Origin of the sequence: Dysosmobacter acutus, from assembly GCF_018919205.1 — a bacterium.
GTDB classification, from domain to species: domain Bacteria; phylum Bacillota; class Clostridia; order Oscillospirales; family Oscillospiraceae; genus Oscillibacter; species Oscillibacter acutus.
The window spans coordinates 2,016,030-2,041,928 of sequence record NZ_JAHLQN010000001.1 but is presented as its reverse complement, the minus strand read 5'-3'; the positions used below and the strand labels follow the sequence as shown (position 1 = coordinate 2,041,928).

At 58.8% G+C, this 25,899-nt stretch carries 27 protein-coding genes; 2 read left to right on the top strand and 25 right to left on the bottom strand.

Annotated features, from left to right (window positions below; genetic code table 11):
* Positions 1–14: 14 nt before the first annotated feature.
* From KQI82_RS09875 to KQI82_RS09810, 14 genes are all read right to left on the bottom strand, one after another.
* On the bottom strand, positions 15–755 hold the full coding sequence (locus KQI82_RS09875) for an AAA family ATPase (RefSeq protein WP_216632595.1): 741 nt from the start codon (positions 753–755) through the stop codon (positions 15–17).
* Positions 752–1,816, bottom strand: a complete 1,065-nt coding sequence (gene ruvB / locus KQI82_RS09870) for a Holliday junction branch migration DNA helicase RuvB (RefSeq protein ID WP_216632594.1) — start codon at positions 1,814–1,816, stop codon at positions 752–754. The genes KQI82_RS09875 and ruvB overlap by 4 nt, the downstream gene beginning before the upstream one ends.
* A 28-nt stretch (positions 1,817–1,844) precedes the next feature.
* Positions 1,845–2,435: a Holliday junction branch migration protein RuvA gene (ruvA, locus tag KQI82_RS09865; RefSeq protein ID WP_216632593.1), complete on the bottom strand. Its 591-nt coding sequence runs from the start codon at positions 2,433–2,435 to the stop codon at positions 1,845–1,847.
* Positions 2,436–2,445: 10 nt separating this feature from the next.
* A complete protein-coding gene (gene ruvC, locus KQI82_RS09860) occupies positions 2,446–2,955 on the bottom strand; it encodes a crossover junction endodeoxyribonuclease RuvC (RefSeq protein ID WP_216632592.1) in 510 nt (169 codons plus the stop codon).
* 101 nt (positions 2,956–3,056) lie between these two features.
* Positions 3,057–4,424, bottom strand: coding sequence for a DUF4179 domain-containing protein (locus KQI82_RS09855; protein ID WP_216632591.1), 1,368 nt, complete (start codon positions 4,422–4,424; stop codon positions 3,057–3,059).
* Entirely contained in the window at positions 4,402–4,890 is a 489-nt protein-coding gene (locus KQI82_RS09850) for a sigma-70 family RNA polymerase sigma factor (protein WP_216632590.1), read from the bottom strand. Before KQI82_RS09850 ends, KQI82_RS09855 begins: the two co-directional genes overlap by 23 nt.
* A 112-nt stretch (positions 4,891–5,002) precedes the next feature.
* Positions 5,003–5,890, bottom strand: a complete 888-nt coding sequence (gene xerD / locus KQI82_RS09845) for a site-specific tyrosine recombinase XerD (protein WP_241426685.1) — start codon at positions 5,888–5,890, stop codon at positions 5,003–5,005.
* Positions 5,891–5,910: 20 nt separating this feature from the next.
* On the bottom strand, positions 5,911–6,522 hold the full coding sequence (locus tag KQI82_RS09840) for a stage II sporulation protein M (protein ID WP_216632589.1): 612 nt from the start codon (positions 6,520–6,522) through the stop codon (positions 5,911–5,913).
* A gap of 394 nt (positions 6,523–6,916) precedes the next feature.
* On the bottom strand, positions 6,917–7,297 hold the full coding sequence (locus tag KQI82_RS09835) for a TIGR04086 family membrane protein (protein ID WP_216632588.1): 381 nt from the start codon (positions 7,295–7,297) through the stop codon (positions 6,917–6,919).
* Positions 7,298–7,367: 70 nt separating this feature from the next.
* Positions 7,368–7,757, bottom strand: a complete 390-nt coding sequence (yajC, locus tag KQI82_RS09830; RefSeq protein ID WP_216632587.1) for a preprotein translocase subunit YajC — start codon at positions 7,755–7,757, stop codon at positions 7,368–7,370.
* A 70-nt stretch (positions 7,758–7,827) separates the two neighbouring features.
* On the bottom strand, positions 7,828–8,961 hold the full coding sequence (gene tgt, locus KQI82_RS09825) for a tRNA guanosine(34) transglycosylase Tgt (protein ID WP_216632586.1): 1,134 nt from the start codon (positions 8,959–8,961) through the stop codon (positions 7,828–7,830).
* Positions 8,962–8,971: 10 nt separating this feature from the next.
* A complete protein-coding gene (locus KQI82_RS09820; protein WP_216632585.1) occupies positions 8,972–9,226 on the bottom strand; it encodes a TfoX/Sxy family DNA transformation protein in 255 nt (84 codons plus the stop codon).
* Positions 9,227–9,259: 33 nt separating this feature from the next.
* Positions 9,260–10,285 (bottom strand): tRNA preQ1(34) S-adenosylmethionine ribosyltransferase-isomerase QueA, encoded by a 1,026-nt coding sequence (gene queA / locus KQI82_RS09815; RefSeq protein WP_216632584.1) that lies wholly within the window; start codon positions 10,283–10,285, stop codon positions 9,260–9,262.
* 21 nt (positions 10,286–10,306) lie between these two features.
* The gene (locus KQI82_RS09810) at positions 10,307–11,965 is read right to left on the bottom strand and encodes a SpoIID/LytB domain-containing protein (RefSeq protein ID WP_241426684.1); all 1,659 of its coding nucleotides are present in this window, start codon (positions 11,963–11,965) and stop codon (positions 10,307–10,309) included.
* A 212-nt stretch (positions 11,966–12,177) separates the two neighbouring features.
* Here KQI82_RS09810 and asd point away from each other — a divergent pair, with 212 nt between their 5' ends.
* Positions 12,178–13,266, top strand: a complete 1,089-nt coding sequence (gene asd / locus KQI82_RS09805; RefSeq protein ID WP_216632583.1) for an aspartate-semialdehyde dehydrogenase — start codon at positions 12,178–12,180, stop codon at positions 13,264–13,266.
* A gap of 77 nt (positions 13,267–13,343) precedes the next feature.
* On the top strand, positions 13,344–14,240 hold the full coding sequence (dapA, locus tag KQI82_RS09800) for a 4-hydroxy-tetrahydrodipicolinate synthase (protein WP_216632582.1): 897 nt from the start codon (positions 13,344–13,346) through the stop codon (positions 14,238–14,240).
* A 25-nt stretch (positions 14,241–14,265) separates the two neighbouring features.
* Here dapA and tyrS read toward each other — a convergent pair whose 3' ends face one another.
* From tyrS to xseA, 11 genes are all read right to left on the bottom strand, one after another.
* The gene (gene tyrS / locus KQI82_RS09795) at positions 14,266–15,486 is read right to left on the bottom strand and encodes a tyrosine--tRNA ligase (protein WP_216632581.1); all 1,221 of its coding nucleotides are present in this window, start codon (positions 15,484–15,486) and stop codon (positions 14,266–14,268) included.
* Positions 15,473–16,441 (bottom strand): M28 family peptidase, encoded by a 969-nt coding sequence (locus KQI82_RS09790; protein ID WP_216632580.1) that lies wholly within the window; start codon positions 16,439–16,441, stop codon positions 15,473–15,475. The genes tyrS and KQI82_RS09790 overlap by 14 nt, the downstream gene beginning before the upstream one ends.
* Positions 16,429–18,126, bottom strand: coding sequence for a DNA repair protein RecN (gene recN, locus KQI82_RS09785; RefSeq protein WP_216632579.1), 1,698 nt, complete (start codon positions 18,124–18,126; stop codon positions 16,429–16,431). Before recN ends, KQI82_RS09790 begins: the two co-directional genes overlap by 13 nt.
* A gap of 34 nt (positions 18,127–18,160) precedes the next feature.
* Positions 18,161–18,610 carry an arginine repressor gene (gene argR / locus KQI82_RS09780; RefSeq protein ID WP_216632578.1) on the bottom strand — a complete coding sequence of 150 codons (450 nt, stop codon included), beginning with the start codon at positions 18,608–18,610 and terminating at the stop codon, positions 18,161–18,163.
* The gene (locus tag KQI82_RS09775) at positions 18,600–19,478 is read right to left on the bottom strand and encodes an NAD(+)/NADH kinase (RefSeq protein WP_216632577.1); all 879 of its coding nucleotides are present in this window, start codon (positions 19,476–19,478) and stop codon (positions 18,600–18,602) included. Before KQI82_RS09775 ends, argR begins: the two co-directional genes overlap by 11 nt.
* Positions 19,475–20,287, bottom strand: coding sequence for a TlyA family RNA methyltransferase (locus KQI82_RS09770; protein WP_216632576.1), 813 nt, complete (start codon positions 20,285–20,287; stop codon positions 19,475–19,477). Before KQI82_RS09770 ends, KQI82_RS09775 begins: the two co-directional genes overlap by 4 nt.
* Positions 20,284–22,134 carry a 1-deoxy-D-xylulose-5-phosphate synthase gene (gene dxs / locus KQI82_RS09765; protein ID WP_216632575.1) on the bottom strand — a complete coding sequence of 617 codons (1,851 nt, stop codon included), beginning with the start codon at positions 22,132–22,134 and terminating at the stop codon, positions 20,284–20,286. The genes KQI82_RS09770 and dxs overlap by 4 nt, the downstream gene beginning before the upstream one ends.
* A gap of 20 nt (positions 22,135–22,154) precedes the next feature.
* Entirely contained in the window at positions 22,155–22,637 is a 483-nt protein-coding gene (locus KQI82_RS09760; protein WP_241426683.1) for a hypothetical protein, read from the bottom strand.
* An 869-nt stretch (positions 22,638–23,506) separates the two neighbouring features.
* Entirely contained in the window at positions 23,507–24,385 is an 879-nt protein-coding gene (locus tag KQI82_RS09755) for a polyprenyl synthetase family protein (RefSeq protein WP_216632573.1), read from the bottom strand.
* Positions 24,372–24,614: an exodeoxyribonuclease VII small subunit gene (xseB, locus tag KQI82_RS09750; protein WP_187333966.1), complete on the bottom strand. Its 243-nt coding sequence runs from the start codon at positions 24,612–24,614 to the stop codon at positions 24,372–24,374. The genes KQI82_RS09755 and xseB overlap by 14 nt, the downstream gene beginning before the upstream one ends.
* Positions 24,611–25,822, bottom strand: coding sequence for an exodeoxyribonuclease VII large subunit (gene xseA, locus KQI82_RS09745; RefSeq protein ID WP_216632572.1), 1,212 nt, complete (start codon positions 25,820–25,822; stop codon positions 24,611–24,613). The genes xseB and xseA overlap by 4 nt, the downstream gene beginning before the upstream one ends.
* Positions 25,823–25,899 lie beyond the last annotated feature (77 nt).

Genomic DNA, 25,899 nt, shown 5'->3' with positions numbered 1-25,899 from the left:
AGGAAGTTCCTTTCCTATTTCTCCAGCAGATAATGCAGCATCTGCTCCGGATGATTTAAAAATTGCCTGGTCAATTGATAGTGCTCCGTTTCCTGATAGGCCACCTGCCGGATGCCTGCCCCGCTCAGCTCATAGAGCTGCGCGCCGGGGTAGGCCATCAAAATCGGCGAATGGGTAGCGACCACGAACTGGGAGCCGGCCTCCACCAGGCGGTGCATCTCAGCCAACAGCACCATCAGCCTGGAGGGGGACAGCGCCGCCTCCGGTTCATCCAACAAATAGAGCCCATCGCCCCGGAACCGGTTTTGCACCAGGGCCAGAAAGCTCTCGCCGTGGGACTGACAGTGCAGCGATACACCGCCATAGCTGTCGATGAGCCGCGGGCCGAAGGAGGGCTCGGCGTCCAGCCGGTCGATGTTGGTGGCCACGTTGTAAAAGCTCTCCGCCCGGAGGAAAAACCCGTCCTTGGGGTAGCTCCTGCGGGCTGGGGTCAGATACTCTCCCAACACCGAGTGAGTGTCGTTGGTGGAAAAGCGGAAGTTCCGGGTCCCGCCTTCGGCGTTGAAGCCGCAGGCCACTGCGATGGCCTCCAGGAGGGTGGACTTGCCTGTGCCGTTCTCTCCCACGAAAAAAGTCACGGGGGACTCAAAGGACAGCACATGGCCCTCCATCAAATAGCGCACCGGTGCAAGATCGCGCAGGTAGGAATTCTCCGGCAGTTCCCGCCGGAGCTTGATCTGGGCAAGAAAGTTCATTCCAGCGTCAACTGGTCCATGGGCGACGCAGGCGCGGCGCCGCCGGGGATGGAAACATGGAGGTGCTGATAGGCCTTTTGGGTCACGCAACGGCCCCGGGGCGTTCTGGTGAGGAATCCAAGCTGCATCAGATAGGGCTCGTAGACGTCCTCCAGGGTGATGGACTCCTCGCCGATGGTGGCGGCCAGCGTCTCCAGCCCCACCGGGCCGCCGCCGTAGTTCTCCATGATGGCCCGCAGCATCCGCCGGTCGATGGGGTCCAGCCCCAAATAGTCGATCTCCAGCGCGGAAAGGGCCAGGTCCGCCACGTCTCTTGTGATGGTGCCGTCGGCCCGCACCTCGGCAAAATCACGTACCCGGCGCAGCATCCGGTTGGCGATGCGGGGCGTCCCCCGGGAGCGTCTGGCAATCTCCAGCGCGCCCTCCAACTGGATAGGCACGTTCAAAATCCCGGCGCTGCGCGTCACGATCTGAGTGAGCTCCTCCGGCGTGTAGAGCTCCAGCCGCAGCGTGACGCCGAAACGGTCCCTGAGCGGCGCGGAGAGCTGACCCGCCCGGGTGGTGGCGCCGATGAGCGTAAACCTGGGCAGATCCAGCCGGATGGAGTTGGCCGAGGGGCCCTTGCCCACGATGATGTCGATGGCAAAGTCCTCCATGGCGGGATATAGAATCTCCTCCACCGACCGGTTCAGCCGGTGGATCTCATCCACAAAGAGGATGTCATTTTCATTCAAATTGGTCAGCAGCGCCGCCAAATCTCCCGGCTTTTCGATGGCAGGGCCGGAGGTGATGCGGATGTTAACGCCCATCTCCGCCGCGATGATGCCGGCAAGGGTGGTCTTGCCCAGGCCGGGCGGGCCGTGGAGCAGCACATGGTCCAGGGACTCCGTGCGCCGGCGGGCCGCCTCGATGAAAACGGAGAGGTTTTCCTTGGCCTTTTCCTGGCCGATGTATTCTTTTAAGCTTTTGGGGCGCAAAGACCCTTCGCTGGCGTCCTCCTGCAAAAAGGAGGTGGTGACCAGCGGCTCTTCGTAGATGTCGTTACCAAAATCAATGCTCAATTGCTCATCCCTTTCAGGCTGAAGCCCATCACTTCACCATCTTTTTAAGGCAGGCGCGGATGATCTCCTCCAGCGGCAAAGACTCCACGTCGATCCCCTTCATGGCCGCGGACACCTCTTGGCTGGAATAACCCAGCACCGCAAGAGCCGCCGCCGCCTCCGCTGCCTTGGAGGAAAAGGCACCCGTGCTCACCCCGCCCACGGGCGCGCCGGACTGCTCCTTTGCGATCTTGTCCTTCAGCTCCAGGATGATGCGCTGGGCGATCTTCTTGCCGATTCCCGGGGCCACGGTCAACGCCTTTTCGTCGCCGGTGACAATGGCCATGGCAAGAGTCTCCGGCGTACCCACCGACAAGATGGCCAATGCCGCCTTGGGCCCCACGCCCGAGACGCTGATCAGCATTTTGAAGCTGTTCAGCTCGCTCTGGGTCCTAAAGCCGTAGAGACCGAACACATTCTCCCCCACATGGAGGTAGGTATAGAGCCGGGCCCTCTCTCCCTTTTTCAAAGCGGAGAGCGTATTGTTGGTGGTCATGCAGGCATACCCCACCCCGCCGCAGTCGATCACCGCCAGGTAGGGCTGCAGCTCCGCCACCGTGCCGTCCAGATAATAAAACATACAAGACTCCTTAAACCGTGGACTTTGCCTCCGGGTTCTGTTTCAAAAGAGACGTGGCGCTGCGGGCGTGGCAGATGGCCAGTGCCAGCGCGTCGGCCGCGTCGTCCGGCCGGGGGACCGCGTCCAACTTCAGCAGCCGCCGGGTCATATCCATCACCTGCCGCTTTTCCGCCTTGCCGTATCCCACCACCGCCTGCTTGACCTGGGAGGGGGTATACTCAAAAAGAGGAATGCCGCACTTTTCCGCTGCGTACAGGATCACGCCGCGGCCATGGGCCACGGCGATTCCAGTGGTGATGTTGTTGTTGAAAAAAAGCTCTTCCACAGAGACGGCGTCCGGATGCAGCTGGCCGATCAGCGTCTCCATATCCGATTCAATCTGGAAGAGCCGCTTGGAAAGCGGCAGGCCGGCTGGCGTGGTGATCACACCGTAGCGCACCATTTTCACCTGTCCCCTGTCAGATGCCACCAGACCAAACCCAATGGTGGCAATACCGGGATCGATCCCCAAAATCAGCATGCTGCGCGCCTCCACCCCAAATTATCATAATTATATCAAATCCCTTCTCCGGATGCAACCGAAAAAGGGACCTCCGGCCAATTGGCCGGAGGTCCCTTTTTCTATCGAATATCCACGGCAACCGGCAGAGTAAGGGTCTCCATCCTGGTGAAGGCGGGTTCCAGCCAAACCGAACCCTCCGTATAGCCCACCAGGGGAAACTCCTGGCTGAAGGTGTCCTCCCCGCCCTCCGGGTCGATCCCAGTGCTCCAAGAGCGAATCTCATACGAATGGCCCTGCGCGTCATAGAAGGTCTGGCTCCAGAGCTGGTAGAAGGCGCTCTCCTCCCGTTTCGGCGCCCGGAACGTCAGAATCCATCCGTTTTTCATCTCCTCCGAGCGGATGAATTCCACGCCTTGAGGCAGGAACTCCGCTGTGCACTCCCGCAGGTTCAGCTCCACTTTTTCCCGCTCCTTATCCAGCCATGTCGCCCCAGTGATGTGCAGCGTCAGATGCTTGCTGCTTGCAAAAAAACTGCTTTCCACCCGGAAGGAGTCCATCATGGGGGAGTCCGCCCTGCCGGTGGCGGTCACGCCGTTGGAAACGGGATCAAAACGCTGGCCCTCCTCATTTTCCAGATAGAACTCCAAATCCTTGAGCCAGGCCGTGTTCTCCGGATCGTCCGTGAAATTCAGCCGGATATGGGTGGGGTATATCTCAGCCTCCTGAAGCGTCAGAGTCTGACCGTCTATCTCAAAGTCCTGATCCACGGCAATCCGGTCGCCCTGAGCCGTATAGTAGGAGTCAAAGTGGAGGGAGAAAGTGAATTCCGCCACGTACTCCATCTCCTCATGTTCCGGATGAGCCAGAATGCCGCTCTCTTCGGGTTCCTTGTAGTCCATTTCGTGGCTGTAATCCGCCACCTGCATTTTAAGCTGCAAGCCGTCCGGCATGCTGTTCTCAAAGTCCGCCGTCAGGTAATTGAGCTCCCCGTTGGGAACGCCGTAGTCGCCGTACATCAGGCTGAATCCCTCCATGGGTTCGCCGCTCAGGCTGTGGAGCTCCGGCATGATCTCCAGATGCTCATAGAGCCCGGAGTCCAGGCTGTAGAAGATGATCAGCTGTTTTTGATCCACAATGACGTACTCCACCCGGGCGGTGACGTTGTTTTCCGTCTGTTCCTGCTCAATGGGCTGCACATATTCGTGTTCCACCGCCGCGCTGAGGGAGGCTGACCAGGACACGGCCTTGGCCAGTTCCCGCAGCACCGGCACCCGGCCGCAGGCGTAGGCAAAGGTTGGCAGCAGGTTCACCAGAAGCGTAAAGCTGACCAAGAACACCAGGACGCTGCCCACCGGCACGCCCAGGAATTTGCGCAGACGCTTCCTGGTTCGCAGACGGGCCTGGGCCCGCTGTACGGTGTAGGCAAGCTCTGGCGGAACCTGACTGACCTCCTCCATCAACTTGCTATACTCCTCTTTTCGGTTCATTGTGTTCCTCCTCTCCCAACTCCAGGCGCAGAAGGCTCAGTGCCCTGCGCTGTCTTGTGGATGCGGTACCCTGGGGAATTCCCAGGCTCAGGGCCGTCTCCTGCAGGGTGTAGCCGCCGAAATACCGCAGGATCACGAGGCTGCGCAGCTCCTCCGGCAGACGGCCGATGGCTTCCCGGAGCGGTAGTGCGTCATATTGTTCCGATGCCGCCTCCGGCAGCGTCTCCTCCGGACTCATACGCTTTCTCCGACGCAGCTCCTTTTTGCATTGATTGATCAGAATGCGGGTGAGCCAGGTTTCGAAAAACTCCGGCTGACGCAGTTTCTTTAGTGCCCGCAGCCCCTGGTAGACGCTTTCATCCACCGCCTCCATGGCGTCGGCCTGGCTGCCAAGGTACAGATATGCCGTACGGTAGAGCCGCTCCCGGATGCACTCCACCCGTCCGGCAAACTCCATCTGCTCCATCCGCTCCCTCCTCTCTTTACCTCTTAGAGTCTCCATCGGCCTGTTTTGATTGCAGGCTTCCAAAAAAATTTTCACAAAAAAACCGGCGCGGCAATCTGCCGCGTCGGTTGGACTATGCCCGGGGATGGGCCTTGTTGTATACGTCCTTCAGCTGCTTTTTCACCATATGGGTGTAAATCTGGGTGGAGGAGATGTCCGCGTGGCCCAGCATCTCCTGGATGGACCGGAGGTCTGCGCCGTTTTCCAGCAGATGGGCTGCAAAGGAGTGGCGCAGCGTATGAGGGGTGATGTCCTTCTCAATGCCGGCTTTCTCCTGATAGTATTTGATGATCTTCCAGAATCCCTGCCTGCTCATGCGCTCGCCGTTCATATTCACAAACAGGGCACGTTCGTCGGCGTCGGAGATGATCTGGGGGCGTATGTCCTTAACATAGTCCTGCAACGCCTTTACCGCAGTGTGGTACAGCGGGATGATCCGCTCTTTTCCCTTGCTTGCACAGTGTACCAGCCCGGCGGCCAGATTCAGGTCCTCTAAGTTCAGCGAGATCAGCTCGCTGACCCGAATGCCGGTCGCGTACAGCAGCTCCAGCATGGCGTGATCCCGGTACCCTTTGGCATCCACACATTGGGGCTGCTCCAAAAAGAGCTCTACCTCTTTGCTTGTGAGGATCTGGGGATATTTGCGCTCCACCTTGGCCGCAGCCACTCCCTTTGCAGGAGAGGTCTTCATGAAGCCATAGCTGACCATGTAGCCGTAAAAGGACTTCAGCGACGCCACCGACCGGGTGACGGAGGTGGCGGACTTCCCTTTTCCTAACATCCAGGTCATGTAGGTTTTAATGGTCTCGGGCTTTACCTTTTTGAAATCACTCTGCCCGTTGTCCTCCAGATAGGTGTGAAACTGGGTGACGTCTCTCAGATAAGAACTGACCGTATTGGCGGAGGAGTGCTTGACATCCGTCAGATAGTCGCGATATCCGGCGATATAATCCGCTGCCAAAAAATCTCCTCCTCTTCTCTCTATAGAATCCGCGCGCAGGCAAGCCGCACCAAGAGCGGCGAAAGATAGACCTCACACAAAACACCGACCAGCAGCACCGCCACACAGGCGGCAAAGCGCAAAAACCAGGCCGCATCGTAAACCACTGGCGCCGACCGCCTCCCCTTTCCAAAGGAGAGCAGCGCCAGGGAGATGGAGTTTCGAAAGGACGGCACCGCCAGCCAAAAGTAGCAGGGCAGCGTAATAAGGCAGCGCAGCCCCAGCACGGCCGCAGCCAGCAAAATCCCCTCTTTTCCATAGGCGCCGGCAAAACAGCAGGCGGAAAAGGAGAGAAAGAAGCCAAATGCTGCCGACACCAGCGGCAGCAGCAGCGCCCCAATCGACGCAAAGCCCAGCAAAAAGGCCATCAGCGGATAACGAAAATAAATCAGCAGCGCCGGAAGGAACATCCCCGTCTCCAGCGTTTCGCTGATTTGAAAGAACTCACTAAGATACCGTGTCAGCTCCTGGTCGTTGGATGCCTTAGCGCTGAAGACCTGTCCTAAAATTACGCCGACTGCAAAGCAGAGGGACAGCAGCACAAGGTGTACAGTCTGCCGATCCTCCGTCCGCCTGCCCAGCGGTTTGTTCATTCGATTCATCCGCCTCACCTCGCAACAGATTATGCGGCGGATAGGACAAATAGAATCCCGGTTGACGTAATTATGCTTCTTTCTAAATATATTGCAATTTTGCCCGCTTCGCAAGGCTTATTCTGGAAATTTTCCTTTTTTGTAAATTATCACAAAATATTATGTAAATTGAATTATGTAAACATACGAAACGGGCGCTGTGGCAACAGCTTTTTCCTTTTGCTGTATTCCAAGATGTGGGGTGACAGCCCGATTATGTCCACCAGATATTGGCGAAGCCGCAGCGGAGGCGTCTCGCGATCACGCAAGAACACCTCCGCCGCAGTTTGTCAATGGCTTTTCTGATACTTTGAGGATTTTTGTGAAAAATTACAGCGACTTTCCCCACCTGAAGTCAACGCTTCCGCTTTTTCCGCTTTTTCTTCCCCACCTTGCTCATCCCGGCGACACATCCGCATACCAGCCCCACGGCCAGAAGGATCCAGCCCTGCTGCGCCATGCCGTCAAAGATCAGGTAGCCGGCAAGCAGCACCAGCGCCAAAAAGCCGCATGTGCTCCCCAGAGCCGACGGGAATCCAGCGCCTTTTTTTGCGGCAAAGCGCGCGCCAACAAACGCGGCGATTCCACAGCTCACTGTCACCAGCACTCCGGCGCGCTCCTCCGGAACAACGGACTTGATCAGAAGCAGCGCCCATAAAAACTGGAGCAGCAGATACAGCGCCAGTGATATGCCGATTCCCTTCCCCACTGTGATGGCCGTTTTTCCCTTAGACATAGCATAAAACCTCCCCTGGAATACGCTCTTTGTAAACAAGCATATTCCAGGGGAGGCGCGTTTAGAAGAATCAGTCCTGTTTTTCCTCTTCCGGAGCGGGGATTTCATCCACGGGACACTCCACAGTGCTCTCCTCTTCTTCGGGGATATCATCCTCGTCCTTTTTCTTCTTGCCCTTGACAGGCTCGGTGGAGGCCTGGACGCCGGTGGTGGAAACCGCCCACTTGGTGAGTTCAAGGCGGACGCGGTCCTCGCTGGTTTCAATGACGATGGTGCTCTCGGTCACAGTCACGATCTTGCCCACGATCCCGCCGATGGTGGTAATCGTATCGCCCTTTTTCAGGCTGTTGCGCATCTGCTCCGCAGCCTTTTTCCGCTTATTCTCAGGGCGGATCAGCATAAAGTAAAAGACGGCGATCAGTACTACCAGCATCAGAATGGAAGAAGTTTGTGAATTCATTCAAATGGCTCCTTTTTCAAAATCAGTATGTCTATTATATCCAAGCGCGGAAGGATTTGCAAGTCTTTTGTCAAATCCGCTCTTCCAGCCTTCCGCTGTACCTGGCACGGAATGCTTCGAAAGTGCCCTCATCCAAGGCATTCCGGATTTTTTCCATCAGTTTGTTATAAAAATACAGGTTGTGCATCACCGCCAGCCGCAGCGCCAGTACCTCCTCCGCTTTGAAGAGGTGCCTGAGATAGGCCCGGGAAAAGCTGCGGCAGACCGGGCAGTCGCACTCCGGGTCGATGGGAAGCGGGTCGGTCTTGTATTTTTCGTTCTTCAGGTTCATCGTCCCGCCCCAGGTGAAGAGCTTTCCGTGGCGGGCGTTGCGGGCCGGCATGACGCAGTCGAAAAAGTCCACTCCCCTTGCCACCCCCTCGATGATATTGGAGGGCGTCCCCACACCCATGAGGTAGCGGGGCTTATCGAAAGGCATATGGGGCTCCACCGCGTCAATAATTTCGTACATCACCTCCGTGGGCTCCCCCACGGCAAGTCCGCCGATGGCATAGCCGTCACAGTCTATCCTTGCGATCTCCTTCATGTGCCACACCCGGAGGTCTGCGAAAGTGGCGCCCTGATTGATGCCAAAGAGCAGCTGGCCTGGGTTCACCGTATCAGGCAGGGCGCCCAGCCGGTCATGTTCCGCCTTACACCGTTCCAGCCAGCGCAGCGTCCGTTCACAGGACTGTTTGGCGTAGTCGTGGGTGGCGGGATTCTCCACGCATTCGTCAAAGGCCATGGCGATGTCTGAGCCTAAGTTGGACTGAATCCGCATGGACTCCTCCGGCCCCATAAAAATCTTCCGCCCATCCAGATGGGAGGAAAAATAAACCCCCTCCTCCCGAATCTTGCGCAAAGAGGACAGGGAAAACACCTGAAACCCGCCGGAGTCGGTGAGGATTGGGCCATCCCAGTCCATAAAGCTGTGAAGGCCGCCCATACTCCGCACCACCTCATCCCCAGGCCGAAGGTGGAGATGATAGGTGTTGGAAAGCTCGATCTGGCACCCGATCTCCTTTAAATCGTGGGCGGAGAGGCCGCCCTTGATGGCCGCCTGCGTCCCAACGTTCATAAAGACAGGGGTTTGCACCGTACCGCCATGGGCGCAGGTAAAGGTACCGCGCCGGGCGCGGCCCTGGGTCTTGATCAGTGTGAACATAGTCAAACTCCTACGCTAAACTTTTATAAAAGGCTTTCAGCTCTGCCTTTTTCTCAGCGGACAGCTCCTTCTTGGGAATTCCCTCCACCGCGGCCTCCAGAGCCAAGAGCTTGTGAAGGCAGGCGGTCTTGTCCGTCTGGGCGCGAATCCGCACAAATGCCTCCGCCGCACCGCACCGGCGCAGCGATTCCGGGCTTATAATGCCCACACTGCGCAGATGCCCCTCCAGTACAGGGCCGATATTGGGCAGGTCGGTCAATTCCATAGACTTCTCCTGTTCTCTCTTGTCCGAATCAGCTCAACGAATGAACATGGCATCCCCAAAGGAGAAAAAGCGGTACTGCTCCCGCACCGCCTCCTGATAGGCCTCCAGAATATGCTCCCGCCCTGCAAATGCGGAAACCAGCATGATCAGCGTGGACTCAGGCAGGTGGAAATTTGTGACAAGTGCGTCCATCACCTTAAACTGATAGCCGGGATAGATATAGATGTTGGTCCACCCCGCTCTGGCCCTCATGGTGCCGTCGGGAGCGGCCCAGGACTCCAGTGTCCGGCAGGAGGTGGTGCCCACGCAGATCACCCGCCCGCCTTTTGCGTGTGTCCTGTTGATGAGGTCGGCTGTCTCCTGCGGGATGACGCAGTACTCGCTGTGCATCTCGTGGTCCTCGATGGTATCCTCTTTCACAGGGCGGAAGGTGCCCAGTCCCACGTGGAGCGTCACATATCCCACGCCCACGCCCAGCTCTGAAATTCTGCCAAGCAGCTCCGGTGTGAAATGAAGCCCTGCCGTCGGCGCCGCGGCGGAGCCCAGAACCTTGGAGTACACGGTTTGATACCGCTCCTGGTCCTGAAGCTCCTCCTTGATGTAGGGCGGCAGGGGCATCTTGCCCAGGCGCTCCAGCACCTCCAGGAAGATGCCCTCGTATGCAAAGCGCACCAGGCGGTTTCCGCCCTCCACCTCACCCACGATCTCCGCCGTCAGCTCTCCGTTGCCGAAGCTGACGCGCTGGCCGGAACGCAGCTTTTTTCCGGGGCGCACCAGACACTCCCACACCTGTTCCCCCCTGTCGATCAGCAGCAGGATTTCACAGGCGCCTCCGCCCGGCAGCCGCTGGCCCAAAAGACGGGCGGGCAGGACCCTGGAGTCGTTGAGGATCAGGCAGTCATTAGGGGAAAGGAATTGAGGCAGCTCATAGAAGTGGCGGTGCTCCGTTTCGCCGGTGGCACGGTTGAGCACCAGAAGACGGGACCCGTCCCGTTTTTCCAGCGGTGTCTGCGCAATCAATTCCTTGGGAAGGTCAAAATAAAAGTCCGAAGTTTTCATGCTTTCTTCCAATCTCAGGTGTCACCAAATGGAAACTCCCGTATAATAGAACTGTAAGATATCCTCGCAGCGATATCCCTGCTCCGCCATGGCCTTTGCGCCGTACTGGCTCATCCCCACATTGTGGCCGTTTCCTGTCCCGGTGATGGTAAAGCCCTCGCCGGAGGGGACGGAGGACGGGTCGGGAGAGGCAAGGCGGCTTGTGCCCGAAGAGGTGATGACATAGGCGCTTTTGTCGCTGTAGCGGCCCACGGTTCCGCTTCCGGAGATGGTATAGGCTCCGCTGAGAGAGGAGAGGCGGTTGGAGGCGTTGTTCACATAGCATCCGGAGGACGGCACTCCTCCGCTGCCTCCGGCGATGTCGAAGCGCATGCTGCGGACCGATTTATTATATGTACTGCTGTAAAACACCGTCCGGCAGGCTTCCCGGGAGACGGTGAGCTCCTTTCCGGAGCTGTCCACAAAGGTCACCTTACATACATTGCCCATATTGGTGCGTTCTGAGACATACACATTGACAATTGTTCCGATGGAATACCCTTTGGCCTGTAAAATGGAGGTGAGCTGAGATGGGGTATAGCTGACGGTATACTGATAATTGGGGATGGAGATGGTGCCCTCATAGGGGTCCTGTTTCCCGATGAGATAGCCTGTATCCCCGCCCCAGACGTTGGCCGCATCTTCGGTGGCGCCTCCATCTGAGGCGTGGTAGACCGCGTCGATGTAGCTGCCGTTATAGTAGAGGCACTGCCCCGCTGTCTCCTCCACCGCCCGGTTGCTGTTGGAGGTGGCGCTGGCCGTCCCGCGGTAGACCTGGCAGTCGGTGCCGCCGCACAGGTCAAACCCATAGGAGCTCAGGTGCTTTGTGGTCCGGGCGCCGTAGGTTCTGGCGCAGACCGCCTGGGCCTTCAGAGCCTCCAGGGGCCAGTCCCCGCTCATCTCATAGGGGATCACGCCCTTGACATAGTCGTCCAAATCCACCACGTTGATCACATTAATCCTGCCGCCGGTGACGCGCTGATATTCAAAGGCGCCGTAATAGCGATAGCCCTTAAACCAGGTGACGGGATTCGCGGCGCCTCCCGGCTGGACGCCGAGGCTCCTTGCGCCATAGCAGTCGAACTGGAAGAGAATCCTGGTGGTTCCGGTCACGGTGACGGTCACGCCGGTGCTGCTTGGTTCGGCTACGTCCCCGCCATAGCCTGCGGCAGCCGACTGGGCCTCCCCGTAGGAGGAATAGGAGCCAACCCTTGCATAGAATGTCCCGCCCACATAGGCCGCAAACCCGTCATAGGCGCCTGCGGCCGACTGGGCGCTTTCATAGGAGGGATAGCTTCCCGGGAGCTGCACATGGTATCCCCCGATCACGGAGAAGGCTCCGGAGGGTGCGGTGGAGGAATAGGTGCCGTCGGAGGCGACATAGATGTTGCCGTCCTGGGTCATGGAGATGGTGGTGTACGAGGTGCTCCCAAGGGACACAAAGCCGCGCCCCTCGTCAAAATACCCAAAGGAGTACCCCGAGCCGTTGCCGGTGTAATTCTCCAGGTTGGCGGAATACAGGGCGTCGGAGCCGTAGCGCAGCCCCACCTTCAGCATGTCGTTGACGGCCCCGAGCGCGCTGACGCATGTAAGGCACGCCAGCAGCGCGCCCAACGCGGCCGCAGTCCAAAATCTCTTCATAGCGCCTCCATTGATTTTCTGGTTGACTCCCGGAAAGAAGTGTGCTACCATTAGGCAAATCCGTTGTTTGGTAGGCGAACGTTTGTCCGCAATACAAATACAAATCGATTGTTCTCTGTACATTATAGTACAAAAAACAACCCCATTTCAAGCAAAATCGACAAGAATCTTTCCATAAATTCAGAATTATTTTTACATAGGAGGAAGTACGCATGAAAAAGTATCAGGTTGGCATCATCGGAGGCACGGGGATGGTGGGCCAGCGGTTCATCACTTTGATGGAAAACCACCCCTGGTTCCAACTGACCGTGATCGCCGCCAGCGCCCGCAGCGCCGGTAAATCCTATGAAGAAGCGGTGGACGGCCGCTGGGCACTGGAGCAGCCAATGCCCACGGAAGCCAGGAAAATTGTGGTCATGGACGCAGAGGCGGACGCAGAGAAAATCGCCGGACTGGTGGACTTCTGCTTCTGTGCAGTGGACATGAAAAAAGAAGAGATCCGCGCCCTGGAGGAAAAATACGCCAAGCTGGAGTGCCCCATTGTCTCCAACAACAGCGCCCACCGCTGGACCGACGATGTGCCCATGGTGGTGCCTGAGCTGAATCCCGAACACATCCGGATCATCGACTCCCAGCGCAAACGCCTGGGCACCAAGCGGGGCTTCATCGCTGTCAAGTCCAACTGCTCCCTTCAAAGCTATGTGCCCGCGCTGCACCCGCTGAAGAAATTCGGTCTGGACCGGGCGCTGGTCTGCACCTATCAGGCCATCTCCGGCGCCGGAAAAACCTTTGAGCGCTGGCCGGAGATGGTGGATAACGTCATCCCCTACATCGGCGGCGAGGAGGAAAAATCCGAGCAGGAGCCTCTGAAGCTGTGGGGCCGCATTGAAGGAGACCGGATTGTCAAGGCCGAGGGTCCTTCCATCACCGCCCAGTGCTTCCGGGTTGCCTGCCTGGACGGCCACATGGCGGCCTGCTTCATGAAGTTCCGGGACCGGGTTCCCTCCATGGAGGAGATCAAGGCCGAATGGGCCTCCTTCCGCGGCCGGGCGCAGGAGCTGGAGCTCCCCTCCGCCCCCAGGCAGTTCCTGCACTACTTTGAGGAGAACGATCGGCCCCAGACCCGTCTGGACCGGAACCTCGAGCACGGCATGGCGGTCTCCATCGGCCGCCTGCGCCCCGACACCCAGTACGACTACAAGTTCGTCTGTCTCAGCCACAACACCCTCCGGGGTGCTGCCGGCGGCGCAGTGCTGCTGGCGGAGCTGCTGTGCAAGGAAGGATACATCAGCGCCAAGTAAGCATTACAAAAGAGAACGCGTGCGTCTGCGGAGTTGCGGGCGCACGCTCTTTTTTATCATAAAGGAGTGTATTGATTGTGAAGGAACCTATCTTTACAGGATCTGGCGTAGCGATTGTAACACCTTTTACCAAAGCTGTGGTAGACCTGCCCGCACTGGGAAAGCTCATCGACTTCCAGCTGGCCAATGGCACGGATGCCATCATCGTCTGCGGCACTACCGGCGAGTCCTCCACCATGACCTATCGGGAACGGATGAACACCATTGAATACTGCATCGAGCATGTTGACGGCCGGGTGCCGGTGATCGCCGGGACCGGCTCCAACAGCACGGAAAACTCCCTTGCGTTGTCCCGTGACGCGGAGGCGGCAGGCGCGGACGGCCTGCTGTTGGTCACCCCCTACTACAACAAGGCCACCCAGCTGGGACTGATCCGCCACTACAACAAAATTGCGGACGCCGTCGACATCCCCATGATCCTCTACAACGTCCCCTCCCGCACCGGTGTAAGCTTCACCGCGGAGACCTATGCCGTCCTGGCCAAACACCCCAGCATTGTGGGCGTCAAGGAGGCCTCCGGCAATTTCAGCCTTATCCAGAAAACACGCAACCTCTGCCCGGAGGACTTTTACATCTGGTCCGGCAACGACGACGAAACCGTCTGCATCTGCGCCTTGGGCGGTGTGGGCGTCATCTCCGTGGCCGCGAATGTGATGCCCAAGGAGATGCACCTTCTGACCCACCTGTGCCTGACGGACCGCTTCCAGGAGGCTGGACGGCTGCAGCTACGTCTTAAGGAACTGTGCGACGCGCTGTTCTGTGAGGTAAACCCCATCCCGGTGAAAACCGCGCTGAACCTGATGGGCTATGGAGTCGGTGAGCTGCGGCTGCCTCTTTGCGAGATGAGCCCGGAACATCTTGAGCAGCTCAAGCACGCGCTGAACACCTATCATCTGCTGAAAAAAGAGAGCTGAGGCAACGCCTCAGCTCTTCTCTGTTTTATTGCACCTGCACCTTGTGGAACACCTTTTTGCCCTTTTTGATCACCATGCCGGCGCAGTCATCCTTTGTGTAGACCTGAGCCGCGTCCGTGACCTTTTGGTCGTTGACGCTGACTCCGCCCTGCTGGACCAGGCGGCGTGCCTCGCCGTTGGAGGCGCACAACCCGCAGGCCACCAAGAGGTTCAAAACGCCGATCTGGCCATCGCTGAACTGTGCGTCGCCCAGGGTGGTGGTAGGCATGTGCTCCGTGTCGCCTCCGCCGGCAAAGAGGGCCTTGGCGGCCTCCTCGGCCTTTTGGGCTTCCTCTTCCCCATGGACCAGCTTGGTCAGCTCATAGGCCAGAACCTCCTTGGCGCGGTTGAGCTGGCTGCCCTCCCAGTGGTCCATGGCGTCGATCTTATCAAGGGGCAGGAAAGTCAGCATGCGGATGCATTTGAGCACATCCGCGTCGCCCACATTGCGCCAGTACTGATAGAAGTCAAAGGGGCTGGTCTTGGCGGGGTCCAGCCAGACGGCTCCGTTGGCGGTCTTCCCCATCTTTTTGCCCTCGGAGTTCATCAGCAGCGTGATGGTCATGGCATAGGCGTCCTTGCCTAACTTTCTGCGGATCAGCTCCGTGCCGCCTAACATGTTGCTCCACTGATCGTCTCCGCCGAACTGCATATTGCAGCCCACGGTCTGGAACATGTGGTAGAAGTCATAGGACTGCATTATCATGTAGTTGAACTCAAGGAAGCTCAGCCCCTTCTCCATCCGCTGCTTGTAGCACTCTGCCCGCAGCATGTTGTTGACGGAGAAGCAGGCGCCCACCTCCCGCAGCAAGTCCACGTAGTTCAGCTTCAGCAGCCAGTCGGCGTTGTTGAGCATCATGGCCTTGCCCTCGCCGAACTCGATGAAGCGCTCCATCTGCTTTTTGAAGCAGTCGCAGTTGTGCTGAATGGTCTCCGGCGTCATCATGGACCGCAGATCGCTGCGGCCGGAGGGGTCGCCGATGTAGCCGGTTCCGCCGCCGATGAGGGCGATGGGCCGGTTGCCCGCCATCTGCAGCCGCTTCATCAGGCACAGCGCCATAAAGTGGCCCACGTGGAGGCTGTCCGCCGTGGGGTCAAACCCAATGTAAAAGGTGGCTTTCCCATTGTTGATCAGCTCTCTGATCTCCTGTTCGTCCGTCACCTGGGCAATCAGGCCACGGGCCACCAGTTCCTCATAAATCTGCATCTTTCTTGTCTCCCGTCTTCTCGTTGTAATACGCCTCGATCAGGCGCACTGTGCCGTCCCGAAGCAGCATGATATTGGTTTCGTCCAGTTCCGTATCCTTTGGCGTATGGATGCGGCTTAAGTAGTATCCCACGCCCTTTTTCCGGTGGAACGCGCCCACCGCCACATGAAAGGCAAATTTCCGATGGTCGGAGGGGTAGTAGACCAGACCCTCGATGGTCTGTCTGACCACCTTCTCCCCCACCGGCTGATAGCATTGCTCCAGATTGTCCAGCAGCTGGCCGTCCCATCTGGATTTTTTGGAGGGCATCAGCAAAATATAGTCGCCGTCGCCCACACAGTCGAAGTTGAAAAAAACCTGGCTTCCGATTTCCGCGGAGTGCTTCTTTTTGTACTTGGACGCGCCGGCCATCCCCGCCTCACTGTTGTCAAAAAAGACAAAGGCCACGTGCTTTCGAAGTGGTTTGGGCAGGGCCTGGGCGATGGAGAGCACGGTCAGCACGCCGGAGGTGTTGCTGTTGGCGTTGTTGGGGTTTGCCGGGCCACGGACCATCATCCACAGCCCGAAAAACATCAGCGCAACAAAGAGCGGGACCGTGGCGCCCGGCGCGTTGATTAAAAACGTGGGCAGCACGGAGAGAACAAACGCGGCCGCCGCCATCATGAGCACCGTCGCCACCGGAATCAGTACGGACAATAGCAGATTGGTGGGCGATACAAAGCCAATGCCCCGGGGACCCGTGTCATAATGTGCGGTAAACACCAGCTCCGCGGTCTCCGGCCGGCCGGCGATCACATTGTTGGTGCCCATCCCATAGGTTTCGACCTCAACGGAGTAGCCCATCTTCCGCAGCTGGCGATTCAGCCACTCCCGGAACGCCTGCTTCTGTGCCGCGGTTTTCCGGACGGGAAAGACGTCCAGAAGCTGCTTTCGCAGTGTCTCTATTTTTTCCAATGGTGCAACCCCTCTTTATAAATTTCCGCCTCGCGCATCAGCTCTTCCGCGCTTTGCAGCAGCGCGGGCGTGATGCGGCTGCCGCCGGTGATCCGGGCCAGCTCGGCCTTGCGCTGCTCCGCGTCCATGCAGATCACCCGGGTGTAAGTACGGCCCTTCTCCTCCCCTTTTTCCACGGAAAAATGGGTGTCGGCCATGGCGGCCAGCTGCGGGAGATGGGTTACGCACAGCACCTGTTTGCCCTGGGAAACGGCAGCCAACTTTTCCGCCACCCGTTGGGCGGCCCGGCCGGACACACCGGTATCCACCTCGTCGAACACCAGCGTACCCACCCGCTCCTGTTCAGCCAACACGTTTTTCAGAGCCAGCATGATCCGGGCCAGCTCGCCGCCGGATGCGATTTTGGAGATGGGCTTCAAATCCTCGCCGGCATTGGCCGACATGAGGAATCGGACCTGGTCCATGCCGCTGGCGTCCATCTCCTTCGGCACAATCTCGATGGAAAAGCGCACCTTCCCCATGTCCAGGTCCCGGAGCTCGCCTAAGATCCGATGCTCCAAATCGCCCGCCGCCGCCTTCCGCACGCCGGTCAGGGCTTCCGCCGCTTCCGCTGTCTTCTTCTCCGCCGACCGCAGCTTTTTTTCCAGCTGCTCTATCGTGTCGTCAGCCAACTCGATTTCGCCAAGCTCCCTTCGGCATCGGTCCAGGTACTCCAGCATCTCCTCCACCGTGGAGCCGTATTTCTTTTTCAGCCGATAGAGCTGGTCCGCCCGGCTCTCCAAGGCATCCAGTTCCGCCGGGGAAAACTCAAAATCCTCTTTCAAGTCCCGGACGATCTCGGCAAGGTCATATACTTCACTGCGCATCTGGGACAACCGCTCCGCCAGCTCGGCAAGCTGACCACCCAAGTTTTTCACACCTGAGAGGGCCATTTCCGCCTCCCGGATCTGTGCCAGTGCCCCGGCAGTGTCGTCGTCGCCGCTGAGACAGTAATCCGCTCCGCTGAGGGCGGAGATGTATTTTTCGCTGTTGCGCAGGATGTCCCGCCGGGCGTCCAGCTCCTCTTCCTCCCCGGCTTTCAGGCCGGCCCGCTCCAGCTCATCGATCTGGAAGTGAAGGCTGTCCACCTTCCGGGCCTTTTCCGCCTCGTCCATTTGAAGGGCGCGAATCTTATGGCGCAGCTCCATCATGGACTCATAGCAGGCGCCATACGCCTCCAACTGCGGCCCCACACGGCCAAAGCGGTCCAGATAACCGCAGTGCTGCTCCTCATCAAGAAGCTGTGTGCCGTCGTGCTGGCCGTGGATGTTCAGCAGCTCATTCCCGATCTGGCGCAGCTGGGCCACGGTGACGGGCCGTCCGTTGACACGGCAGAGATTCTTTCCATCCGACATGATCTCCCGCTGCAGCAGCAGCGTCCCGTCCTCATCCGGCACGATGCCGTTTTCCACCAATCCGGCCAGGTCCGCCGGCACCCCGGAGAACTCCGCGCTGACAAAGGCCTTGCCCGCCCCGGTGCGGATCAGGTCCCGGGAGGTGCGGCTGCCAAGGACCGCTCCCAAGGCGTCGATGACGATGGATTTACCGGCGCCGGTCTCTCCGGTCAGGGCGTTGAACCCAGGCTGGAAGGAGATATCCGCCTCCTGGATCACCGCGATATTCTCAATGTGAAGCAGCTGCAGCATGGACTCCCTCCCCCCCTTAAGATGATCGGATCGATCAGAGCATCTCCTGAATCTCTTTGCAGAATTCGTCGGCGCTTTCGTTGTCCCGCATGATGATAAAGGCGGTGTCATCCCCGGCCAGGGAGCCCACCATAAAGGGAAACTCCATACCGTCCATGGCGGCGCAGGCCGCCGACGCAAGACCCGGCATGGTCTTGAGCACCACAATGTTCTGGGCGCTGTCGATGCTGGTGATGCTCTCCCGGAAAATGGTCCTCAGACGCTCTGCAAAATTCAGCTTTGTCCGGTTGCCCGAGACGGCGTAGCGGTACATCCCCTGCCCCATGGGCTCCTTGATGAGGTGCATCTGCTTGATGTCCCGGGATATCGTGGCTTGGGTGCTGCGGATTCCCATGTCCTGCAAACGGGTCAGAAGCTGCTCCTGGGTTTCAATATTCTCCGAGGTAATAATCTCCAAAATTTTGGCCTGCCGGTCATTTTTCATCCTTTTGTCCTCCTGCAAGCAGTTTCTTTTCAAATATCTCACTAAAGCTCTTCCCGGACAAACGGACAAGCTTCAGCTCATGTTTGGACTGGCGGACCCGGACCACGTCGCCGGGCTTGAGAAGAAAGGCCTTTCCGCCATCCACCGAGAGGTAGACCGGCTTCCGGCCCGACTCCACCGGCCACACGGTCAGCGTGTGCTCCGGGGAAAGCACATAGGAGTTGAACCGCATGGAGATGGGACAGATCGGGGAAACCAGCAGATTCCGGGCCGTGGGTTCCACCACGGGGCCGCCCGCGGACAGGGAATACCCCGTGGAACCGGTTGGCGTTGCCAGGACGATGCCGTCCCCCCGCACCTCCACCAGATCCTTGCCGTCAGAGGAGACATGGAGCTTGATCACATGGGCCACGGCCCCCTTGGTGACGGAGGCCTCGTTGAGCGCTAAGTTGGTGTAGATCTGCTTTCCATTGCGCAGCACAGCCACGTCAAGCATCATGCGGCACTCCACCGCAAAGTTCCACTCCGCCAGCTCCCGCAGACGGGGCATCTCATTTTGCTCCAGCTCGGAGATGAACCCCAGGCTGCCTAAGTTGACGCCCAGCATGGGGATTCCCCGCAGGGCAACCGCCTTCGCCAAATGCAGGATGGTTCCGTCGCCGCCGAAGGCAAGAACCATATCGCTGTTCCTCAGCTCCTGCTGCAGGGGGAGCATATTGAGCTCCGGATCCCGGAACCGCCCATCGTCGCTGAAGGGCAGACACACTACGATTTCCATGCCGGTGTCCTTCAGCAGCTCCAGCGCCGCTTTTGTCCCCGCAAAGCCCTTATCCCGATAGGGATTGGGGCAAAGTATCACTTTTTTCATTCGCTTCCCTCTTTCAGACACCGATGGGACTCCTCCACCAGAGCCTTCAGGTCAAATGACGCCTGTCCGCCGCCACCCTTTTGCAAATAGCCCAAATATTCAATGTTCCCCTCCGGGCCCCGGATTGGGGAATAAGTCAGGCCAAGGACTGTAAAGTTTGAATCCTTTGCATGGATCAGAAATTGCTCCAACACCTCAAGATGGACCGCCGGGTCCCGGACAACGCCTTTCTTCCCCACTTTTTCCCGGCCGGCCTCAAACTGCGGCTTGACCAGCGAGACCGCCTGTCCGCCCTCTCTCAGCAAGCCCCAAAGGGGAGGAAGAATCAGCTTCAGCGAAATAAAGCTCACATCCACCGACGCGAAATCCAGCTCATCCGGCACCTCATCATGGGTGAGGTAGCGGGCATTGGTCCGCTCCAGACAGACCACCCTTGGATCAGAGCGCAGCGACCAGGCCAGTTGTCCGTACCCCACGTCCACAGCATAGACCTTTTTGGCGCCGTTTTGCAGCATACAATCCGTGAACCCTCCGGTGGAGGCGCCGATGTCACCGCAGACCGCGCCGCTCAGCGAGATGGGAAAGGCCGCCATTGCCTTTTCTAATTTTAACCCGCCGCGGCTCACATATTTCAGAGCGCTGCCGTGAATTTCAATTTTTGCATCCCTTGGCACCGCGGTGCCAGGCTTATCCACGCGCTGCTGATTCACGAAGACCAGCCCGCTCATAATGGTGGCCTGGGCCTTTTGGCGGCTCTCCTGCAGCCCAAGTTCCACCAGAAGAACATCCAGTCTGGTCTTTGCGCTCATCTGCACTCCTCCAATACCGACTCCACGATTCCGCGGGTATCCAGCCCATAGCTGCGCTGGAGCTCCTCCACCGTCCCCTGGGGAGCGATGGTTTTTCCAAGGTTTTTCAAAATCAGCTTCTCCGGCGCCCAACCCTCCTCCGCCATCATGGCGGCAATCCGCTGGCCGACGCAGCCGGCGCCAAAGGAGTCCTCCAACACCAGAAGGCGGCGGGTGGCGCGCACAGAGCGCATCAGGCAGTCCTTCTCCATGGGGGCGATGCAGTTGAGTTTGAGCACCTGGGCGGAAATGCCCTTGCGATCAAGCTCCGCGGCCGCCTCCAACACATTGTTGACCAGCGTCCCGTAGCTGACAAGGGTGATGTCCGTGCCCGGGCGCAGGCAGACGATCGGCGCGCTGCCGCTGTCATCGCGATAGGCTCCTTCTTCCCCCCGGGGATAACGCACCGCCACAGGGCCTTTCAGTTCAAAAAGGGCCCGCTCCAGCATCTTGCGCAGCTCCGTATAATTGGAGGGGCAAAGCACCGTCATATTGGGGATCTCCGGCAGAAACAGCGCATCCAAACTGCCGTGATGGGTTTCACCGTCGGCGCCCACCAGCCCGGCCCGGTCCACGGCAAGCACCACGTGGAGGTTGGACAGGGCCACATCGTGGATCAGCATATCATAGCTGCGCTGCAAAAAGGTAGAGTAGACGGCAAACACGGGGATCAGTCCCTGTTCCGCCATGCCCGCCGCCATGGAAACCGCATGTCCCTCGGCAATCCCCACGTCAAAAAAGCGCTCCGGCAGCGTCTCGGCAAACCGGTGGAGCCCCGTTCCATCCTCCATGGCCGCCGTGATGGCGCAGACCCGCCCATCCCGCCGGGCATACTCTGTCAGCGCGTTGCCGAACACATGGGAAAAACTGTTGAGCTCCTTCTTTTTCACCAGACCGGTTTCCGGGTCAAAGGGCGCAATGCCGTGGAACTTGCCGGGATCCCGCTCCGCATAGGCGTAGCCCTTGCCCTTGATTGTATTCACATGGACCACCACGGGCCGGTTCAGCTCTTTTGCCCACTGGAGCACATGGCACAGCCGATCCAAATTGTGGCCGTCCACCGGACCCAGATAAGTAAAGCCCATGTCCTCAAACAGGGTGCTGCCAGGCCACAGCGTCTTCTTGACCGCCGTTTTGATCCGGTGGTTAAACCGGTAGAGCTTCATGCCAAATTCACTGTTCCCCAATGCGTTCCGGTACCACTTTTTAAAATGGTAGTATCCGGGCCGGGTCCGCAGGCGGCTCAGATGGTTGGACATGGCGCCAACATTGGGATTGATGGACATGCCGTTGTCATTGAGAATCACAATCAGCGGTTCACCGGACTCGCCGGCGTTGTTGAGCCCCTCATAGGCAAGGCCGCCGGTCAGGGCTCCGTCGCCGATCAGGGCGATCACCGCGTAGTCCTTCTTCAGCAGCGTCCTGGCCCGGGCCATGCCCAGCGCCACGGACACAGAATTGGAGGCATGGCCGGCAATGAACGCGTCATGGCCGCTCTCATAGGGTTTCGGGAATCCGGACAGTCCGCCGAATGTACGCAGCGTGGAAAACAGCTCCTGACGCCCGGTCAGGGCCTTATGCACATAGCACTGGTGGCCCACATCGAACACCAGCCGGTCGCTGGACGTGTCAAATACCCGGTGCAGAGCCACCGTCAGCTCCACGGCTCCCAAGTTGGAAGCCAGATGGCCCCCTGTTTTCGACACTTGGTCCACCAGAAAGCGGCGCAGTTCCGCACAGAGCTGCTCCGTCTGCTCCCGGTTCAAGGCCTTTACATCCGCAGGGGAATGGATCGTATCTAAAATCAAAACTTGAGACTCCCTTTCGGTCAGCGGCGATGAAACACATGCAGCACTTTGGCCACTGCAAACACCACGCCGGTGCTGTTTTGGATGGCGAAATTCTTGCCCACGGCCTTTCCGCCGATGGTCAGCCCGGAGATCAGCGCGGTGAATCCCACAGACAGCGCCAGGCTGCTTATGCTGAAGGCCTGGTGAAGCCGCGTCACAATAACGGCGGCCGTGGTGCCGCTGACGATGCCGCAAATATCGCCCACCACGTCGTTGCAGAAGCTGCTGACATGGCTTGCATTGCGCAGCAGCGACAGCGCCTCGGCGGCGCCTTTTTCCTTGTGGGCCGCCATGGAGTGGAACGGCCGCTCATCCGCCGCGGTGACGGCCACGCCCACCACATCAAACCCGATGCCCAACAGAATGAACACCGCCAGCACCAATACCGCCAGCAGGATTCCGGCGCCCTCCAATGCCGATTCCGACAGAAGGCTCAGGGCCGCAGAAAGAGCCACAGACATGAAGAAAACCCGCAAAATCCACTGATATTGCGGTTTTTCATTGCCTTTATTCCTTCGTTTTTGATCTTTGTCCAACAGGAAACTCCTCCGAACAGAGTGATAAATGCTAAGCAGCGGCGGCTACAGAGGTAAATCTTACGGCTTAGGTACGGGTTGGATTTCCCCATGGCGCGCCTCTCGTTGCCGATCAGGTGGTTTCCCTTTCAGCGCCATGCCACAGTGTCGCCAGCTGTGATACCCGACTGCCACTTAGTCCGCACTGCAATCCCTCTGCTTCCCTTGTTAGGACAGCCTAGGTGATTTCCACAACAGTCTAACCGTTTCTTAGCCTCTTTTGCAGGCAAGGTTTCAGGGCAATAGCACCCAGCCCTGGCCGGGGCACAGGTGCGTAGATTCCCATTCGCCAGACCCACTCAAGGCAGGCTACTCTGCACACAGCGTTTGGGAGCGGACGCTCCGTTCACACCGCATTGCAGGTTCAAATCTGTTTCGTACACAGGCCGGTTACCACGCAGGGAGTACGTCTGTGCACAAGAACAGGTCTCCACAGGAGCAGGGTCGGGATTTCCATGCCATTGGAAAGCGCCCTACAGCTGCAAGCGCATCGCAAACGCGCTTCCCCCCAGCACCCACCCGAAACTGGGCGTAACAAGCAGGCACCAAGAGTTTCATCGATGTGCCCTTCAAAGGATTTTTAGGCCCTTCCTGGAAAACGGCAGTTCTGACTAGAATACTGCGCCGCTAACTTAGCACATGTAGTATACCACTTCCGGCCGGAATATGCAACGTATACCGTATATCGAATTGTGAATTTTTTCTGGAAAATCATACATAAAAAGAGCCGGCCACATAGTGGCCGACTCCTGCGATCACTGGGTCCTGTCTGCAAGATGGTCTGCAAGCCGGAATAAAAACGCATGGTTTGGAATGGGCTCCACGGCGGCCTTCGCCAGCTCCGTACACTCCCGAATGGCCTCGCCGCAGCCCTCCATGCCCAAAAGATCCACAAAGGTCAGCTTCCCCTCTTTTTTATCCGAGCCGATCGGCTTTCCAAACGCCTTCTCGCTGCCGATCACATCCAACATGTCGTCCCGGATCTGGAAGGCCAGTCCCACCTGGGAGGCATACTGCCTGGCCGCCTGACGCATCCAGGCTCCCGCCCCGGCGGCGGCGCAGCCCATCTCCGCGGCGGCAGAGATCATGGCCCCGGTCTTCAAACTGTGGAGAAGGGTGATATCCTCCCGGCTGGTGAGATGATGCAGGGTATCCAGTACCTGTCCCGCCACCATTCCGTCGGCCCCGGCGGCCCGGGCCAGGATCAGGGCGCAGTTTGCCCGGTTCTCCGCCGAGATTTCCGGCGCGGAGAGGATCAGCCGAAAGGCCTCCGGCTGCAACGCGTCTCCCGCCAGCACCGCCAGCGTCTCGCCGAACATCTTGTGGTTGGTCAGCTTCCCCCGGCGCAGCTCGTCATTGTCCATGCAGGGCAGATCGTCGTGGATCAGTGAATAGGTATGCACCAGCTCCACAGCGCAGGCCACCGGCAGCGCCTTGTGCCAGTCCATGCCGCAAAGGTCTGCAAATTCCAGCGTCAGGGCCGGGCGGATGCGTTTGCCGCCCGCCAGGAGGCTGTAGCGCATGGAGGCATAGAGATCGCTGTAGAGCGGCTCTCCCAAAAAGAGGTTTTCCAAAAACCGGTCGGTTTCCGTGCGGTAATCCTCGTACTGGGGAGAAAATTTATGATTGCCCATCGGTATCCTCACTTGCAAACGTATTTTCCACCGGCGCGCCGTCCGGCCCCTTCATCAGCGCGACCACCTTCTGCTCCGCCTCGTCTAACTGAAGAGCACAGGAGGATGCCAGCTTCGTCCCCTCTTCAAAAAGGGCCAGGGAGTCCGCCAGCTGGGCGTCCCCCTTTTCCAGCAGAGCCACGATTTCTTCCAAACGGGAGATTTTCTCTTCAAATGTCTTTTGTTTCATAACTGCTCCTCCGTTTTTTCCACGCGGCACAAAAGGCCGCCTTCCCCCAGTGTCACACGCACCCGCTCACCCGCGGCCACATCCCGGGCGGACTTCAGAATTTCCCCCTGCTCCGTCCTTGCCACGGCATAGCCGCGGCCCAGGACCTTCAGCGGACTCATGGCGTCCAGCGCCGCGCTCAGGGAGGAAAACCGCGCCTTTCGCCTGGACAGGGACTGGGCCTCCACATCGGCCAGCCGCTGCTGAAGATGGGCCAAAAGCATGCGCTTGTCCTGAATATAGGCCGTCTGATCCAAAAGAACCCGCTTGCGCCGCAGGCCGTCCAGCCTTTGCCGCAGCATCTGGAGCCGCTGGGACTCCGCCTGGGAGAGGCGGGCGCCGGCGCTTTGAATATGGCGCAGCAGCTCCGCCATATCCGGTACTGCCAGCTCCGCCGCGTTGGAGGGCGTGGCCGCCCGCAGGTCGGCCACAAAGTCGGAAATGGTCACGTCCGGCTCATGGCCCACGGCGGAGATCACCGGCAATTCGGACTCATAGATGGCCCGGGCCACCCGCTCGTCATTAAAGGCCCAGAGGTCCTCCATGGACCCGCCGCCCCGGCCGGTGATGATCAGATCCGCCACCTTCCAGCGGTTGGCATAACGGATGGCGCCGGCAATCTCCGGCGGCGCCTCCGCGCCCTGCACCCGCACCGGCAGCAGGATCACCTTGGCGACGGGATAGCGCTTACGCAGAATGCGGATCATATCATGGACCGCCGCTCCGGCGGAGGAAGTGACGATGGCGATCTTCTCAGGATAGGGCGGCAGCGGCTTTTTGTGGGAGGGGTCAAAAAGGCCCTCCTCCAGGAGTTTGGCCTTGAGCTGCTCAAAGGCCACATAGAGGTCCCCCACGCCGTCGGGGGACAGCTCCGTGCAGTAGAGCTGGTAGGCGCCGTCCCTGGGAAATACGGCCACCCGGCCGCAGGCAATCACCTTCATGCCGTTCTCAGGACGGAAGCGGAGCTTCGCGGCGCTTGCACGGAACATCACGCAGCGCAGCGCCCCTTCGGCGTCTTTGAGCGTAAAGTAATGGTGCCCCGAGGGATACATTTTATAATTGGAGAGCTCGCCGCGCACATAGAGGCGATTGAGCTCCGGCGCCTGGTCCAGCAGCCCCTTGATGTACTGGTTGAGCTGGGAAACCTCGTAAATCTGATGCTCTTCCAAAGCTTGTCCCTCCCTCCCTTCTTTTGAAAAAACAGAAAATCAGAGCGCAGCAAACCGGCTCGCTGCGCTCTGTAGCT